14 protein-coding genes are annotated in these 17401 nt (G+C 47.2%); 10 read left to right on the top strand and 4 right to left on the bottom strand.

Annotated elements, in window-relative coordinates:
- Together PJF56_RS18495 and bchB are read left to right on the top strand one after the other, a co-directional pair.
- Window positions 1-885 (top strand): Uma2 family endonuclease (locus tag PJF56_RS18495; protein WP_283764184.1); only part of this gene is annotated, 885 nt, incomplete at its 5' end.
- Window positions 886-1124: 239 nt separating this feature from the next.
- On the top strand, window positions 1125-2651 hold the full coding sequence (gene bchB / locus PJF56_RS18490) for a ferredoxin:protochlorophyllide reductase (ATP-dependent) subunit B (protein WP_283764183.1): 1527 nt from the start codon (window positions 1125-1127) through the stop codon (window positions 2649-2651).
- 231 nt (window positions 2652-2882) lie between these two features.
- On the opposite strand, the gene PJF56_RS18485 is transcribed toward bchB, so the two are convergent.
- Window positions 2883-3773 (bottom strand): methylenetetrahydrofolate reductase, encoded by an 891-nt coding sequence (locus PJF56_RS18485; RefSeq protein ID WP_283764182.1) that lies wholly within the window; start codon window positions 3771-3773, stop codon window positions 2883-2885.
- An 18-nt stretch (window positions 3774-3791) separates the two neighbouring features.
- Complete coding sequence (trpS, locus tag PJF56_RS18480) at window positions 3792-4799, bottom strand: tryptophan--tRNA ligase (RefSeq protein ID WP_283764181.1); 1008 nt, start codon at window positions 4797-4799, stop codon at window positions 3792-3794.
- A gap of 125 nt (window positions 4800-4924) precedes the next feature.
- Here trpS and PJF56_RS18475 point away from each other — a divergent pair, with 125 nt between their 5' ends.
- The 6 genes from PJF56_RS18475 to larB all read left to right on the top strand — a co-directional run bounded on the left by PJF56_RS18475 (window position 4925) and on the right by larB (window position 9968).
- Window positions 4925-5239: a hypothetical protein gene (locus tag PJF56_RS18475; protein WP_283764180.1), complete on the top strand. Its 315-nt coding sequence runs from the start codon at window positions 4925-4927 to the stop codon at window positions 5237-5239.
- A 112-nt stretch (window positions 5240-5351) separates the two neighbouring features.
- Window positions 5352-6128, top strand: coding sequence for an ABC transporter ATP-binding protein (locus tag PJF56_RS18470; protein WP_283764179.1), 777 nt, complete (start codon window positions 5352-5354; stop codon window positions 6126-6128).
- A gap of 82 nt (window positions 6129-6210) precedes the next feature.
- Window positions 6211-6807 carry a Tll0287-like domain-containing protein gene (locus tag PJF56_RS18465; RefSeq protein ID WP_283764178.1) on the top strand — a complete coding sequence of 199 codons (597 nt, stop codon included), beginning with the start codon at window positions 6211-6213 and terminating at the stop codon, window positions 6805-6807.
- Complete coding sequence (locus tag PJF56_RS18460; RefSeq protein ID WP_283764177.1) at window positions 6804-7325, top strand: DUF3122 domain-containing protein; 522 nt, start codon at window positions 6804-6806, stop codon at window positions 7323-7325. The genes PJF56_RS18465 and PJF56_RS18460 overlap by 4 nt, the downstream gene beginning before the upstream one ends.
- A gap of 83 nt (window positions 7326-7408) precedes the next feature.
- Window positions 7409-9169 (top strand): ABC transporter substrate-binding protein, encoded by a 1761-nt coding sequence (locus PJF56_RS18455; RefSeq protein WP_283764176.1) that lies wholly within the window; start codon window positions 7409-7411, stop codon window positions 9167-9169.
- Window positions 9170-9182: 13 nt separating this feature from the next.
- Window positions 9183-9968, top strand: a complete 786-nt coding sequence (gene larB, locus PJF56_RS18450; protein ID WP_283764175.1) for a nickel pincer cofactor biosynthesis protein LarB — start codon at window positions 9183-9185, stop codon at window positions 9966-9968.
- A gap of 22 nt (window positions 9969-9990) precedes the next feature.
- Here the strand turns inward: larB and PJF56_RS18445 are convergent, their stop codons facing one another.
- Both PJF56_RS18445 and PJF56_RS18440 read right to left on the bottom strand, forming a co-directional pair.
- On the bottom strand, window positions 9991-11820 hold the full coding sequence (locus tag PJF56_RS18445; protein ID WP_283764174.1) for an ABC transporter ATP-binding protein: 1830 nt from the start codon (window positions 11818-11820) through the stop codon (window positions 9991-9993).
- Window positions 11821-11996: 176 nt separating this feature from the next.
- Complete coding sequence (locus PJF56_RS18440) at window positions 11997-12548, bottom strand: NUDIX hydrolase (protein WP_283764173.1); 552 nt, start codon at window positions 12546-12548, stop codon at window positions 11997-11999.
- A gap of 239 nt (window positions 12549-12787) precedes the next feature.
- On the opposite strand from PJF56_RS18440, the gene PJF56_RS18435 reads away from it, so the two are divergent.
- Both PJF56_RS18435 and ppsA read left to right on the top strand, forming a co-directional pair.
- Window positions 12788-14077, top strand: coding sequence for a Glu/Leu/Phe/Val family dehydrogenase (locus PJF56_RS18435; protein WP_283764172.1), 1290 nt, complete (start codon window positions 12788-12790; stop codon window positions 14075-14077).
- 479 nt (window positions 14078-14556) lie between these two features.
- Complete coding sequence (gene ppsA, locus PJF56_RS18430; protein WP_283764171.1) at window positions 14557-17058, top strand: phosphoenolpyruvate synthase; 2502 nt, start codon at window positions 14557-14559, stop codon at window positions 17056-17058.
- Window positions 17059-17401 lie beyond the last annotated feature (343 nt).

The raw sequence follows: 17401 nt of genomic DNA, 5'->3' as shown, positions 1-17401 counted from the left end.
GAAAAAATCATCTTACCGCCTCCTTTCCCCGACCATACGCAACTGCCAGAGGAGGATGGTACTTTTGTGAAGAATTTTCAGGAGCATCCCCAGAGTATTCTACTCACGGATTCCCTGGGGCCGATTCTAGAACAACGTCATTCCGATGGGCAATATGCGATCGGGCAAGATAGCGGCATCTATTGGCGGGAAACCGACCCACCCCAAGATGGAGCCGAAGCGCCAGATTGGTTTTATGTTCCCAATGTCCCCCCGGATCTTGATGGACAATATCGCCGTTCTTATGTGATCTGGCGAGAATTGATCGCCCCCTTAATTGCCATAGAATTGGCCAGTGGCAACGGGAACGAAGAGAGAGACACAACAGCTTTATCCCAACAGAATTTAGAGGAGAAAAAACGACCAGGGAAATTTTGGGTATACGAGAATATTATCCGCATTCCTTATTATGGGATTTATGTGATTCAAACGGGAGAATTGGAGGTTTATAATCTAGTTCGTGGCTCTTATGAACGGATGAGTCCCAATGAGCGAGGCCATTATCCCATTGAGCGGTTGGGAGTAGAGTTAGGCTTATGGCAAGGCAACTATCAGAATCAGCACCAACTCTGGTTGAGATGGTGGGATAGTGAGGGGAATTTATTGCTCACTGGATGGGAAAGAAGTGCCCTAGAACAGATGCGGACTGAACGAGCCGAGTCTCGCGCTCAGGAAGCTGAGTCTCTTGCTCAACAGGAGCGAGAACGGGCCGAGCAAGCTGAATCTCGCGCTCAACAAGTCCAGCAGGCAGCAGCATCTCGCTTGTTAGCCATGGGACTGAGTGCAGAAGAAGTGGCTGAAACTCTTAATTTAACGGTGGAACAAGTTAATTCCATGCAAAGCTAAGATCTTGTAGGGGTCAAGGGTTGTTGACCCCTACGATGTTGATTTCAATGAATAGAAGGAAGTGAAGCGACTAAGCCCAGGTGAAGAAATAGCTACAATTACTTATTAGAATTTCTCTGATTTAATCCAGATTCAAACATTAGGATTGTTCTTAAAGAATTATTGCATTAGCGTCAAAGTCAACCGCTTGAGTTTTACGCTTAGTCTTAGTCGCAATCTTACCAGAATGGAGATAATCTATGAAGCTTGCTTACTGGATGTATGCTGGCCCGGCTCATATTGGCACTCTTCGCATTGCTAGTTCGTTTAAGAATGTCCATGCGATTATGCACGCTCCCCTTGGGGATGATTATTTTAATGTGATGCGATCGATGTTGGAGCGAGAGCGGGACTATACTCCAGTAACGGCTAGTGTAGTCGATCGCCATGTGTTGGCGAGAGGTTCTCAGGAAAAGGTGGTGAATAACATTGTCCGCAAGGATAAAGAGGAGCATCCTGACTTGATTGTGCTGACTCCGACTTGCACCTCTAGCATTCTGCAAGAAGATTTAGAGAATTTTGTGGAACGGGCAACGCTGGATGCACAAGCGGATGTGATGCTGGCAGATGTGAACCATTATCGGGTGAATGAGTTGCAAGCGAGCGATCGCACTCTACAGCAAGTTGTCCAATTTTACCTCAACAAAGCCAAAAAGCAGGGAACGCTACCGGAAGGCAAAACGGAGAAACCTTCGGTGAATATCCTGGGACTCACGACTTTAGGGTTCCATAACCAACATGATTGTACAGAGTTAAAGCGCCTGATGGCCGACTTGGGAATTGAAGTGAATGAAGTGATTCCCGAAGGGGCATCGGTTCACAATCTGAAAAATTTAACTCGCGCTTGGTTTAATTTAGCACCCTATCGGGAAGTGGGGTTAATGACGGCTGAGTATTTACAAAGCGAGTTTGGGATGCCCTATGTGGATATTACGCCTATGGGAGTAGTGGAAACGGCTCGCTGTATCCGCAAAATTCAGCAAATTCTCAACGAGCAAGGGGCCGATGTAGACTATGAGGAGTTTATCGAACATCAAACCCTGTATGTTTCCCAAGCGGCTTGGTTTTCTCGCTCCATTGACTGTCAGAATTTAACGGGTAAAAAAGTGGTCGTGTTTGGCGATAATACCCATGCTGCGGCGATGACCAAGATTTTAGCACGGGAAATGGGCGTGCATGTGGTTTGGGCGGGAACCTATTGCAAATATGACCAAAATTGGTTCCGGGAACAGGTGAGTGAATATTGTGATGAGGTGATTATTAGCGAGGATAATGGGGACATTGGGGATGCGATCGCCCGCGTGGAACCTGCGGCTATTTTTGGCACGCAGATGGAGCGGCATGTGGGGAAACGCTTAAATATTCCCTGTGGGGTTATTGCTGCTCCTATCCATATTCAGAATTTCCCCATTGGTTATAAACCGTTTATGGGCTATGAAGGAACGAATCAGATTGCTGATTTGGTCTACAATTCCTTTACCCTGGGCATGGAAGACCATTTGCTGGAAATCTTTGGCGGTCATGATACCAAAGAAGCCATTCATAAGGGAATTTCGGCTGATTCGGATCTGAATTGGAATAAAGAGGCTAAAGCGGAACTGAACAAGGTTCCGGGCTTTGTGCGCTCTAAGGTGAAACGGAATACGGAGAAATTTGCCCGCGATCGCGGTTTGGATGAGATTACGATTGAAGTGATGTACGCTGCCAAAGAAGCGGTGGGGGCATAATAAAAGATGAGGGGGTAGTAAAAATCCAGGGAGCAAGATGCTCCCACTCCAGTAATATCAAAGAATTCGAGGAGTGCGGGCATCTTGCCCGCTTCTTGAATCCAATTAACCGGATTTGATATCAAATCCATTTATAGCGATTCTCTCTTCTATGAGGAATCGATTCAATTCCCCCTAAGATTACTCTTATGAGGAATCGATTCAATTCCCCCTAAGATTACTCTTGAGAATCTAGGATAGAGGCCCAATATCGGCTAAATCCAAAATTTGAGGAATCAAATCTTCCCGCTTCACCGCCATCAGATGGACTCCATGACAAATATTGCGAGCCAGTTTAATTTGTTCGGCAGCAATTTTCATCCCTTCTAAGAGGGGTTTTTCGGCATTGGCCAGGCGCTCAATTAAAGAATCGGGAATATGCACACCGGGCACACAACGCTTAATGAATTTGGCATTTTTAGCCGATTTGAGTAAGAAAATTCCGGCTAAAACGGGTCGATTTGATGGGGCTGCCACTTGGGTCATAAATTTATCTAAACGCTCAAAATCGGTTACCATTTGACTTTGGAAAAATTGAGCGCCTGCGTCTACCTTTCGTTTAAACCGTCGTTCGAGGCCTGACCAACTGTCGAGTTGGGGGTCTACTGCTGCTCCTGCTAATAGGTTGAGGGGGCCGTCGGGGAGTTTTTTTTGGTGAGCGTCGAAACCTTGATTGAGGAGGTCGATGACTTTCAATAGGCGTACTGATTCGAGTTCAAAGACGGGGCGACCATCGCCATAATCTCCAGCTTTGGGCGGGTCTCCAGTGAGGGCGAGGATGTTGTGAATGCCTAACGCATGGGCCCCCATGAGATCGGCTTGCAGACCCATCCGGTTGCGATCGCGGCACGCCATTTGACAAATGGGTTCAATCCCTTCCCGGAGTAACAGAACGCTCACCGCCAAAGGACACATGCGTAAAACGGCACGACTTCCATCTGTAATGTTAACGGCATGAACTCGCCCTTTCAGATGTTTAGCCATCTCGATGGTATGGCTGGTGTCACCGCCTTTGGGGGGCATGACTTCAGCCGTCACTAAAAATTCCCCTGAATGTAAAGCTTGACGAAAAGAATTAACCATAATAAAAAGTAATGTTATTTACAAGGGAGTAGAATAGCCGAGGGCTTTTTTGACTTCAGCTAGGGTGGAAGCGGCGATCGCCTCTGCCTTTTGCCGGCCTTGGCGCAAAACTGATTCTAGATACGGGCGATCGCCCATAATTTCCTGATATCGGTCTTGAATGGGTTTAAGCGCTGCTATCATCGTTTCCGTCAACAAGGGCTTAAACTGTCCCCATCCCATATCTTGACATTCTGCCGCTACTGCCTCCTTCGTCTGTCCGGAGAGCAACATATAGAGACTCAAGAGATTATGACATTCCGGGCGCTCTAAATTATCAAACTCCAATCCCCGAACCGGATCGGTTTTACAGCGCTTAATTTTGCGGGCGATCGCCTCTGGGGGATCGAGCAAGCTAATCCGACTTTGTTCGCTCGGATCGGATTTTGACATCTTTTTCGTGCCATCTGTCAAACTCATCACCCGTGCCCCTTCCTTTCTAATCAAAGGATCGGGCAACTTCAGCACCGTTTCTCCTTTACCATAGAAATGATTAAACCGAGCCGCAATATCGCGGGTAAGTTCTAGATGTTGTTTTTGGTCTTCTCCCACCGGCACGCGATCGGCTTGATAGAGCAAAATATCCGCCGCCATTAGCACCGGATAATCTAACAACCCTGCGCCCACATTTTCGCCCTGTTTAACCGCTTTTTCCTTAAACTGAATCATATCCTCTAACCAGTTTAGGGGCGTAATACAGTTGAGCAGCCAAGTTAACTCACTATGGGCCGGCACATGGGACTGAATAAAAATGGTGCTATGTTCTAAATCGATACCACAGGCCAAATACAGAGCGGCAATGGTATAGGTATCGGCGGCTAAGGTTTCTGGCGTATGGGGAACGGTGATTGCATGGAGATCGACCACACAAAAATAATTTTCATATTCACTTTGTCCCTCAACCCAGTTCCGGATCGCGCCTAAATAGTTACCGAGATGAAGATTACCAGTGGGTTGAACACCAGAAAGAATGCGCTGTTTACTCATACTTTTTAGATCTGGACGTGCGACTTTCACCGCATCCAGCGCTCGGTTAGGGTCATTTGGTATTTTTTTTTATTACAATACACTAATCTGGAACCAATTGTTAAATTTTGAGGGTGAATTCCATCATGGACTCAAAACCAGACTCAAGACCTTGGGAAAGCGATCGCCTACAACTGCAAGAATGTATTGAACTAGCCCATAAGCTAGAGACTCACGAAAAAGCCAAAGAGGAATTTGGCCAATGGTGCGATCGCCTGGCCGCAGAAAATCCCCAAGCAGCCGCTCTGCTAACCCTCCTCTGGGAAGAAACCATTCGCGCTAACCGTTCTGCCCTCTTTTGGGAAGAACTCACCAATGTGGAAAAAGAACTCTCCGATCGCATGACCCAACAAACGATTCAGCTACAGCAAAATTATTTGCGCTTAGTACAAGAGCAGTAATATTGGATGGGGAGATAGGGGGATCGCCAATTCCCCATTACCCATTACCCATTACCCATTCCCCATTCCCCATTACCCATTCCCCATTCCCCATTCCCCATTCCCCATTACTATGCCCATTGTTGCTGACCACTTAAGTGGTGGATATCACCAAAAACCAATTATTGAACAGATTAGCCTCAGTTTAGAAACCGGAGAATGGTTAAGCTTAGTGGGAGCTAATGGTTCGGGGAAATCCACCTTTCTGAAACTGCTCAGTCGCTTACTCTCCCCCCAAGGAGGCGTTGTATTATTAGATGGTCGCTCCATTCATGAATTGTCCCCGAATCAGGTAGCGCGTCAGTTAGCGATTTTACCGCAACAATCCTCACCTCCCATGGGGCTAACCGTGTATCAGTTGGTCAGTTTAGGGCGTAATCCTTATTTGAAATGGTGGCAATGGGATTTAGAATCAGGCGATCGGCGAGCCGTTGAAGAAGCCTTAGAAGAAACCGAGTTACAAGCGTACCGCGATCGCCCCGTCAGTGAACTCTCTGGGGGAGAGCGCCAACGAGCCTTTCTCGCCTTAGCCTTAGCCCAAAATCCCCAGGTACTGCTCTTAGATGAACCCACCACCTATTTAGATATCCATTATCAACTGCAATTGTTAGACTTATTGAAGCGCCTAAATCAAGAGCAAAACCTAACGATTATCACCGTTTTGCATGAAATCAACTTAGCAGCTCGATACAGCGATCGCCTCGCCTTCCTCAAACAAGGTCAGTTATTCACCGTCGGTTCCCCAGAAACCGTCTTAACCCCCGAAACCCTATCTGCCGTCTTTGGCGTACAAGTGGCCGTTATCAATACTCCCGTCGGTTTACAGATCTGCCCCCTCTTTGCCCATTAAAGTCATCATTACATATATCAACCTAGACTTTCTGACCTCAATCCATTACTATACAACTAAGCAATGATTTTTGAGCTTAGTCATGAAACCGATCAAACTCCTCTCCATGGGCACTCTTATACTGTTTCTGATTGTCCTGAGCTTCTGCACGCCCCAGACAGCCCTCGCCAATCGAGATCCGAGCCAACTCTCCCACGCCATTGAAGAAATTGAAAACTTAGATGCCATGCGCTCTGGGTTAGCCTCAACCCTCAAAGACATGCCCGAAACCATTACCCCCGAAACCTTCAAGCAAGTATGTAAACCCGTGGGCATGAAAGCCAAACAACTGAGCCAAGAAAACCGATGGCAAGTCAAACAAATTGCCACCAAATATCGCAATCCAGCCCATGCCCCGGACACCCCAGAAGCCGAAGCAGCCCTAACACTGCTCGATACCCATCCAGAAGTGAAAGGATTTTGGCAAACCGAAACGATCGATGGTCAATCAGGACAGCGCTACTATCGCCGAATTAACGTAGAAGCAACCTGTTTAGCCTGTCATGGAGCAAAAGAGGCCCGGCCAGAATTTGTCAAACAAAAGTATCCCCAAGATTTAGCCTATGACTTTAAGGTTGGGGATCTTCGAGGCATGTACGCTGTCTTTATCCCTGATACTGTAGCTTCTGAATCTAAATGAGCGCACCTAACTTCTACCGAGCAAGACGCTGGCTGATTGCCGTTCTCGTCGCTTTGCTCTTCGTCCTTCTCCCCTCTACCCTCCTGATTTCCCCACCTGCATCGGCTCTGATTCGCCAGCAACAGGAAGCACCGGGACAAACCCTCTATCAATCTCGCCATAGCTTGCGAGATACGAGTGGCAAAACCTGGCAAGTGATTCTGTTTAAGCGGATCAAAGTGGGAGAATTAGCGAATGTTCAGTTACGTTTAGTGGGATTTCCCAATCAAACGGTGTTTCAACATCCCGCTCCTCTAAACCTCAAAGATAGCAGTGGCAACCGGTTGAGCGCCTCTGATGTTTTTGCAGACAAAGCTCCTGCCCCCAATGTGGGACAGTATGAGTTAACCGATATCCTAGAATCCGTTTCGGCTTCCGGTTCCCTAGAGTTATCTTTGCCTGTGGAAAATAGGGAAACTCGGATTTCTATTCCTTCTGTGATTATTTTGGAATGGCAGTATTTAGCCCGTGAGTATTAATGCCAGATGTTGAAGCCTAGAAGTGGATCGTAAGTCTGCTGTACAATCGATAAGCAGCTCAAGACAGATGCAGACATATGCACATGGGATATCGTCGATGGATAGGAATGCTACTGGTGGTCATGGCGATCGCCTTATCCGCCTGTAGCCCTACCCAGTTTCGCACCTCTGCCGCCGAAGTCGGGCAACTGGTGCAAGCCATTCTCAGCGATCCCAAAACCTTTAACTACGCCCTCAGTCAAGAGTCTCCCAACATTTTTGGACTCACCTACGAAGGACTGGTGGAAACCAATGGATTAACCGGAGCCATTGAACCCGGATTAGCCGAATCTTGGGAAATTTCCAATCAAGGTAAGCGCATTGTATTTACCCTTCGGGAAGGTTTGCAATGGTCAGATGGTCATCCCCTCACGGCTGATGATGTGGTCTTTAGCTACAACGATGTGTATCTCAATGATGCCATTCCTACCTCAGCCCGATTTGTGCTGATGATTGGTGAAAGTCGCGCCCTACCGACGGTGAGAAAATTGGACGATCGCCGAGTGGAATTTACCATTCCCGAACCCTTTGCCCCCTTTTTACGCAGTACCGGTTTACCGATTTTACCCGCCCATGTCTTAAAAAGAACTATAGAAACCAAAGACTCCCAAGGTAATCCCATCTTTCTCTCCACTTGGGGCACAGACACCCCAGTAGAGGAAATTATCGTCAATGGAGCCTATCAGCTAGATCGATATAATACCACCCAACGAGTAATTTTTAAGCGTAATCCCTACTATTGGAAAACCAATGAACAGGGCGATCGCCTACCCTACATCGATCGCATTATTTGGCAAATTGTAGAATCGACAGATACCAGTTTCCTCCAATTTCGTTCCGGGAGCTTAGATTTAGTCGATGTTTCTCCAGAATATTTTTCTCTATTAAAGAAAGAAGAAGACCGAGGACAGTTTACGATCTATGGACGCGAACCAACCCTCAGTTCTGTGTTTATTACATTTAACTTAAATAAGGGCAGTCGGGATGGTAAACCCTTAGTCGATCCGGTCAAATCCCGATGGTTTAATGAAGTCAAGTTTCGGCAGGCGATCGCCTACGCTTTAGACCGACAAACCATGGTCAACAATATCTATCGAGGATTAGGAGAACCCCAGTATTCTAACATTCCCGTACAAAGTCCCTACTACTTATCCCCCGAAGAGGGCTTGAAAATCTACAAATTTAATCAAGAACAAGCCAAATCCCTATTACAAGAAGCCGGTTTCCAGTATAACAGCCAGGGACAATTAGCAGACGATCGCGGCAATCCCGTGCGCTTTACACTGCTCACCAATGCCGGAAATAAAATTAGGGAAGCATTAGGGGTACAGATCAAGCAAGATTTAAGCAAAATTGGCATTCAAGTCGATTTCCAACCCATCGCCTTTAGTACCTTAGTCGATAAACTCGGTAATACCCTGGATTGGGAAGCCCATATTATCGGCTTTGGGGGTGCAGGTGTAGAACCCAATAATAGCGCTAATGTTTGGTCTCTAGATGGTTCCTTACATAGTTTTAATCAACAACCCCAGCCAGGACAACCCCCCATCCAAGGGTGGAAACCTGAGCCTTGGGAGCAAAAAATTGCCGACCTCTATATTAAAGGAGCGCAAGAATTAGAGGAAAGCAAGCGTAAAGAAATTTATGCAGAAATTCAACAATTAGTCAAAGAAAACTTACCCTACATTTATTTAGTGAATCAACTCTCGATGACTGCCGTGCGCGATCGCATTCAACCAATTCAGTATTCTGCCCTCGGTGGCGCACTGTGGAATATCGATAAACTACAGATTGTTGATGAGTAATGAGTAATGAGCAATGAGAAATGAAGAATTACATGCCCTTTTAGAAGCAGTCGCAGGGGGTGAAATGACCCCAGAATCCGCCCTCAATAAGCTCAAATACTTCGATTTTGAACCCGTATCCGCAAACGAACAGGAAGACGAATTTGCTCGCATTGACCATCATCGCGCCCTGAGAACCGGTTTTCCAGAAGTGATATGGGGGCCAGGCAAAACCCCCGATCAAATCGCCCAGATTATGAATACCATGCGTCAAGGGGAACGCATCGTTATGGCCACCCGCATTGAACCGGATGTCTATCATCAATTAGACGATCGCATTCCCCATCTGATCTACTATCCCATGGCTCGGATTTGTGCGATCGGCACACCCCACATTCATCACCCCGGAACCATCGGTATCCTCTCAGCCGGAACCGCCGATATAGCCGTTGCCGAAGAAGCCGCCACGACTGCCGAACTCTCAGGCTTTCATGTCCAACGGCTTTGGGATGTCGGTGTCGCCGGTATTCATCGCCTCCTCAGCAATCGTGCCGTTTTAGACCAAGCCCATGTCCTCATCGTCGTAGCTGGCATGGAAGGCGCTCTACCCAGTGTCGTCGCCGGTTTAGTCAGCTCCCCCGTCATTGCCGTACCCACCAGCATCGGCTATGGAGCCAGTTTTAACGGGTTAGCCCCCCTGCTCACCATGCTCAACTCCTGTGCCGCAGGCATCGGAGTCGTCAATATCGATAACGGATTTGGAGCCGCCATCTTAGCCGGCCAAATCCTCCGAACTGCCCAACGGTTGGTAGCTCTCTAGTAGCAAACCTTGAAAAAAAGTCCTAACTTCCCAACATTTGCAACTGATATAAACTCGCATATAAACCCTTTTGAGCCAACAAAGATTCATGGGTTCCCGTTTCGATCAAGACTCCTTGTTTTAACACAAAAATTCGGTCTACATTACGAATCGTCGATAAGCGATGGGCAATAATAATCGCCGTTCGATTGATTAAAAGCTGATCGAGAGCTTCTTGAACTAACGCTTCCGTTCCCACATCTAAACTCGATGTTGCCTCATCCAGAACCAAGATCTTCGGATTGCGAATCGCCACCCGTGCAAAAGCTAACAACTGTTTTTGTCCGCTCGATAAATTCGTGCCTCTTTCCCGTAATTTTGTATTATATCCTTGGGGCAACTCTTCAATAAAGCGGTTAATATTCGTCAATTTTGCCGCCTCTTCAATTTGGGACAACGGATAGAATTCACCCAGAGAAATATTACTTTTTACATCCCCAGAAAATAGAAAACCATCCTGTAAAATCACCCCAATATGACGGCGCAGTTCTTGCTGGGGTAAATGGCGAATATCAACGCCATCAACTAAAATTCGCCCATAGGTGGGTTCATACAAACGACACAACAGACGAATCACCGAACTTTTCCCCGCTCCCGTTGGCCCCACTAGGGCAATTTTTTCACCAGGGCGAATGGTAAAATCCAGATTTTTAATCACAAATTCATCATTTTTGTAGGCAAACCAAACATCCTCAAACCGAATTTCGCCAATTTTGCCCTCCGAAATATCTAAATCAGAAGCGTGTAGATTTTGACGTTTTTCTGATTCTGGATCGCGAATATCAATGGGCTTGTTGAGCAGTTCATTAATCCGTTCAATGGCCGTAAACCCCGATTGAAACATGGTGAATTTTTCCGCAAACCGGCGCAGAGGGTCGAAAAAACGGGGGGCAAAAAGAATAAATTCCGAGAGGATGCCAAAGGTAAGTTTATCTTGCAGAATTAATATTCCACCTAAACCGAGAACTCCAGCAACAGCAACGAGGGCAATCCATTCTAAGGTTGCCGAAACCGCAGAATCGTAGAAAATTGTTTTATCAATCGCTTCAATAAACCGTTGATTGTTTTTGCGAAAAAGTTCCTGATTAAATCCCTCGCGGCGAAAGAGTTGGACAACATCAATACCAATAATATTTTCTTGGAATTGGGCATTGAGCTTGGATAATTCTTCCCTGGCAAGATAATTGGAGGTTCGATATTGCTGTTGAAAGTAAATAATTAGTAAAGTAACCGGAATCAACAGGGCAATTAACAGGAGCGCTAATTGCCATTGTTGGCGAAACATGACCACGCCAATGACCACAATAGAGACAATATCATTGATAATCCCGATCGCTCCCGTAGAAAAGACCTCTCCGAGCGCTTCCACGTCATTGGTTAACCGGGTAATCAGGCTACCCACGGGGGTGCGATCGAAAAATTTCACCGCTAAGGCAGTGACATGGTCAAATAAATCATTGCGGATATCTGCGGTTAACTGTTGCCCCACCTTTTGAATCATAAACCCTTGTACTCCAGCAAACAGGAGCCGAAAGAGAATAGTGAAGAGAAGTAAACTCCCTAATAGATTAATACTGGCAGACACCGATAAGGGATCTAAAATATCCCAAGTGGGTTCGCTCTTGAGTTTAGAAACCGCTTGCCCAACTATCAAAGGCTGAACCGCACCAGCCAAGGATAGGGGCAATAATAGAGTTAAAGATAAAGTGAGAAACTTTCCATGGCGACGGGCATAGGGAACCAGGCGCATTAAAAGCTGCCAGTCGTTGTCTTTACGGCGAGGCTTTTGTGCAGGAGAGGAGGAGGAAGTCATGGGTTATATCAATTAAAAAATTGAAAATTAAAAAATTTCATGTCGGCGACAGCCGAAAAAATCATATCAAATCCGGTAAAGGGGTATAACTAGCGGGCAGGATGCCCGCACTCCGTCAATCAGTTGATATTACTGGAGTGGGAGCATCTTGCTCCCTAGGTTTTTAATTAGGGTATTCAAGCAGACAGGAAGGAACGGGCTAAGACGAATGCCGAAATCGACTTAGCATCAACTTGTTCTCCATCTAAGATGGCTTGTTCTAATTCTTGGGGAGTCATTAACACGGTCTCTATATCTTCATCTTCATCTTGTTGGGGAGGGTTGGGTAAGGGTTCGAGGTCTTGGGCTAAAAAGGCATAAATAATTTCATCAGAATAGCCAGGGGCAAGGAAAAATTGTCCGAGTTTACGCCATTGATGACTACGATAACCGGTTTCTTCTTCAATTTCCCGTTTAATGGTTTCCGCAGGATCTTCATGGGGTTCTACAGTTCCAGCAGGAAACTCTAATAACCGTCCCTGTGCAGCAAAGCGATATTGACGCACGAGGACTAATTTTCCGTCTGGGGTGACGGGTACAGCGAGAGCGCCTCCAGGGTGATGGATGCATTCCCAGTCGCCAACCACTCCATTGGGAAGGCGCAGGGTTGCTCCCTCAAAGCTGAATTTGCGTCCTTGGTAAAAGAAGCGTTGTTTGAGTTTTTCTGAGGGTTCGGGTTGAAAGGGCATGGTTTGGCCTGGGGTTAGAGTCTGTTTCAAACCTTGCCACAGTCTTAGGGGAAGGGCAAGGGGAATGGGGAGCTGTGCCCTTCGACTCCGCTCAGGGCACAGGGAGACCAGAATTATGAGGATTGTGTTAAAAAATGTCAAATTGTTACGAAATTTACTGTTTTTTGTTTTCTTTATAATCCTGAGCTAAAGTAGAGCTATAAGGTTGAATTAACACCATGCATAAGAGGTAAACTCTGATGATGAAATCCTCAGTTAAGATGCCCCAACCTCCAACTCCAGCCCATATTTGTCCGATGGATCGAACCTGTAGTTACTTACAGCAAGCTGGTTCCGAACTGAATGTCGATCCGGGTATCCTGGCTGTTTTGGAAAAACCCCGCAAAGTCGTTACCGTTTCCATCCCTGTTAAGCTTGATACCGGAGAAGTGGAGGTTTTGGCGGGACACCGAGTCCAACATTGCGATGTTCTTGGCCCCTACAAAGGGGGAACTCGCTATCATCCCTCTGTCACTTTGCAGGAAGTCTCATCTTTGGCGATGCTGATGACCTGGAAATGTGCCTTACTGGGTATTCCCTATGGGGGAGCTAAAGGGGGTATTGCCATTGACCCTAATCAATATAGTGTGGGTGAGCTAGAACGGATTACCCGGCGCTATACCAGCGAACTGATTAAAGATATCGGCCCGGCTGTGGATATTCCGGCTCCCGATATGGGAACTTCGGCGCGGGAAATGGCTTGGATGATGGATACCTATTCCATGAATGTGGGTCATTCTGTTCCGGGTATTGTCACGGGTAAACCCCTCTCTGTGGGGGGTTCTAAGGGACGACAACAAGCCACCGGTCGAGGGGTGATGATTGTGGTTCGAGAAGCTCTGGCGCAAGAAGGGAAACCCTTGGCGGGTGCTTCCGTGGTGGTTCAAGGCTTTGGTAATGTGGGTGGCGCGGCTGCTCTGTTGCTCCATGAGGCGGGCGCTAAGGTGTTGGCAGTGTCTAATTTATCCGGTGGCGTGTTTGCCGAAAATGGCTTGGATGTTCCGGCACTGTATAAGCATGTGGTTCAAAATCGCGGCCATATGGGCAATTTTCCTGGTGGTGAACTGATTACCAATGAGGAATTGTTAACTCTGCCTTGTGATGTATTGATTCCGGCAGCGCTGGAAAATCAGATTACGGAAGATAATGCTCTTCAGATTCAGGCGCAGATGGTGGCAGAGGCGGCAAATGGCCCGGTAACTCTGGTGGCGGATCAGATGTTGCACAGTCGCGGCATTACTGTTTTGCCGGATATTTTGGCTAATGCTGGTGGTGTGGTGGTGAGTTATCTGGAATGGGTACAAGGCCAGTCCTATGTGTTCTGGGATGAGGAACGGGTGAACCAAGAGATGGAAGGCTTGATGGTGCGAGCTTATCATCGGGTTTATGAAACTGCACAACAACGGGGCATTCCCTTGCGGTTGGCGGCGTATACGTTGGGTGTGGGTCGTGTGGCTCAGGCTCTTGGCGATCGCGGTTTATATCCGTAGTTGAATTGTGTTTTTCTGTTACAAACTAGCCCAACTTTCTTGTCTCGTTTAAGATTCTTTTGCTAGAATTGAGATAATCAATTTTGAAATTGCTTTTTAAAATCCAGGGATCAATTTTAAGTCCCTTTTATCCCATTTTATTCTCAGGTAAAGATTCCCGGTAGGGGTGGCGTTACTTCCCCTCCCCTACCCCCCTTAATTCATTCTTGGAATCTTTACCTCTTTGATTCAATTTTTGATCATTCAGCGCTTTTGCTTCTCGATATCGTCTTTTGAGAGGGCATATCCAGTGAGTTGCGAAGAGTTGCCCCTCATCCCCTAACCCCTTCTCCCGCAGGCGCTGCCCTGAGCGAAGTCGAAGGGAGAAGGGGGACAAGTCCCTCTCGGAGTGGGAGAGGGATTTAGGGAGAGGGCATAGCAACGAGAAAGCGCTTACTTTTGTTTTGCACATTATTCCAGTTTTTGGAGCGATCAAAAAAATGTTAAAAACTGTTGCTTTAACAAATACTTATACTGAAGAAGCTAAAGCTAAGGCTTTGGTGTTGTGGAAAGAAAATGCTTTTGTGCTTTGGTTCGATCAAGTCGGTTTGGAGGATATTGGCTTAGTTGGGGGTAAAAATGCGTCGTTAGGAGAGCTGATCCGTCAGTTAACGCCGAAAGGAATTAATGTGCCCCAAGGATTTGCGATTACGGCCCATGCTTACCGTTATTTTATCTCTTCGGCGGGGTTAGAGCCGCAATTGCGGAAACTGTTGACGGATTTGGATGTGGATAATGTGCAACTATTGCGTCAGCGCGCAGCCAAGGTGCGATCGCTGATTCTGAATACCAAATTCCCGAAAGACATCGAAATGGCGATCGCCGTTGCCTATAAGCGCCTAGGCGAACTCTACAGTCAAGATCCAGATGTAGCAGTGCGCTCTTCAGCCACAGCAGAAGACTTACCCGATGCCAGTTTTGCCGGTCAACAGGACACCTATCTGAATATTTCGGGTTTGAAAGAGGTGATTAAAGCGGTTCATCGCTGCTTTGCTTCCCTGTTCACCGATCGCGCCATCTCCTATCGCACCCATAAAGGCTTTGACCATTTTGAAGTTGCCCTCTCTGTGGGCGTGCAAAAAATGGTACGCTCTGACCTAGCCACTTCCGGGGTGATGTTCTCCATCGATCCCGAAACCGGATTTAAGAATACAGCTTTGATTACCGCTTCCTATGGCTTAGGGGAAACCATCGTGCAAGGCTCCGTAAACCCAGATGAATATCTGGTGTTTAAACCGACATTGCGGGAAGGGTTCAAGCCGATTTTGCAAAAACGCCTGGGTCGCAAGGCGATTAAAATGGTCTATCGTCACGATGGGAATCATGCGACCAAAATTGTGCCGGTTCCTTGGATGCGGCAACAGCAATTTGCGCTTACGGATGAGGAAATTCTCAAGTTAGGCGATTGGGCTGTGATGATTGAAGATCATTACTCTAAATTGCGCCAAACCTATACTCCCATGGATATTGAATGGGCGAAAGATGGGACAACGGAACAGTTGTTTATTGTGCAAGCGCGGCCGGAAACGGTGCAGTCCCAAAAGTCGAGCCAGGTTTTGCGCCATTATCAGTTAAAGGAACCCTTCGGCTTCGCTCAGGGCGAGTTGTTGGTGCAAGGTCGAGCAGTGGGAGAGGCGATCGCCTCCGGCCCCGCACGGGTCATTCTGGATGTGTCGCAAATCGATCAATTCCAGTCCGGGGAAGTGCTGGTCACCCATCGCACCGATCCCGATTGGGAACCGATCATGAAGAAAGCCAGTGCGATCGTCACCAATACCGGGGGACGCACCTGCCATGCCGCCATTATTGCCAGAGAAATGGGCATTCCCGCCGTTGTCGGTTGCGAAAAAGCCACCGAGCGGTTAACCAATGGTCAAGAAATTACCGTCTCCTGTGCCGAAGGGGAACAGGGCAATGTTTACGCCGGTTTGCTACCCTTTGAAGTGCAAGAAACAGTGTTAAATGATTTACCTCGAACCCGCACGCAGATCTTGATGAACGTGGGCAACCCAGAGGAAGCTTTCCGGTTATCGGCTATACCCTGTGATGGAGTCGGTTTAGCTCGTCTAGAGTTCATTATTGCCAATCAAATCAAGACCCATCCCTTGGCGCTCCTGCACTTTGACGACCTCGAAGATGCCGACGTAAAGGCGGAAATTGAGGAGCTGACGGCACACTATCCCTATAAACCCGACTTCTTTGTGGATCGGTTAGCCTATGGTATGGGGGCGATCGCGGCTGCCTTTTATCCCCATCCCGTCATTATCCGCCTTTCCGACTTCAAGAGCAACGAATACGCCAATCTTTTAGGCGGTCGTCAATTTGAACCCCAAGAAGAAAACCCCATGATTGGTTGGCGCGGAGCCTCCCGCTATTACGACCCCCACCCTTCGGCTTCGCTCAGGGCAAGTTATCGGGAAGCCTTCGCCTTAGAATGCCAAGCCTTAAAACGGGTTCGCGACGACATGGGATTAGTCAATGCCATCCCCATGATTCCCTTCTGTCGGACTCCAGAAGAAGGGCGCAAAGTGTTAGCAGAAATGGAAAAAAATGGACTGAAACGGGGTAAACATGGCCTGCAAGTTTATCTGATGTGCGAGTTGCCCAGTAATGTAATTTTAGCCTCCGAATTTGCTCAAATTTTTGATGGTTTTTCCATTGGTTCCAACGATTTAACCCAACTCACATTAGGTTTAGACCGGGATTCCGGGTTAGTTGCGCCCTTATTTGACGAACGTAATGAAGCGGTGAAACGGATGGTGAAAATGGCCATTGAAACGGCAAAAGCAGAAGGTCGTAAAATCGGCATCTGCGGTCAAGCACCGAGTGATTATCCAGAGTTCGCCCGCTTTTTAGTGGAGTTAGGCATTGATTCGATTAGTTTGAATCCCGATTCAGTGTTGAAGACAATGTTGGATATTGCCGAACTTGAGCGCGGATAATTCGCGGATTCACCGTTGCTGGGGGCGGGTTTTGGGAATTAATTTGTTGGTGTCCTCAATGTTGGTATAACCCGCCCCTACCCATGAATCAATAGTAATATCAAATCCGCTTGAATACCATAATTAAAAATGTAGGGAGCAAGATGCTCCCACTCCAGTAATATCAAATAATTGAGGGAGTGCGGGCATCTTGCACGCTAGTTTACAGCGCTTCGCGCGGTAATGGGTAATGGGTAATTGGTAATGGGAAAACCATTTTTCACGCTATAATCCCCATTTTTCAGGCTTTTCATGGGACAACACTCTCAAGGAACATTTCGATTACTGTACCTCATAACATCGA

This window comes from Roseofilum halophilum BLCC-M91 (assembly GCF_030068445.1).
Lineage (GTDB): Bacteria > Cyanobacteriota > Cyanobacteriia > Cyanobacteriales > Desertifilaceae > Roseofilum > Roseofilum halophilum.
This window is presented reverse-complemented; position numbering and strand designations above follow the sequence as displayed.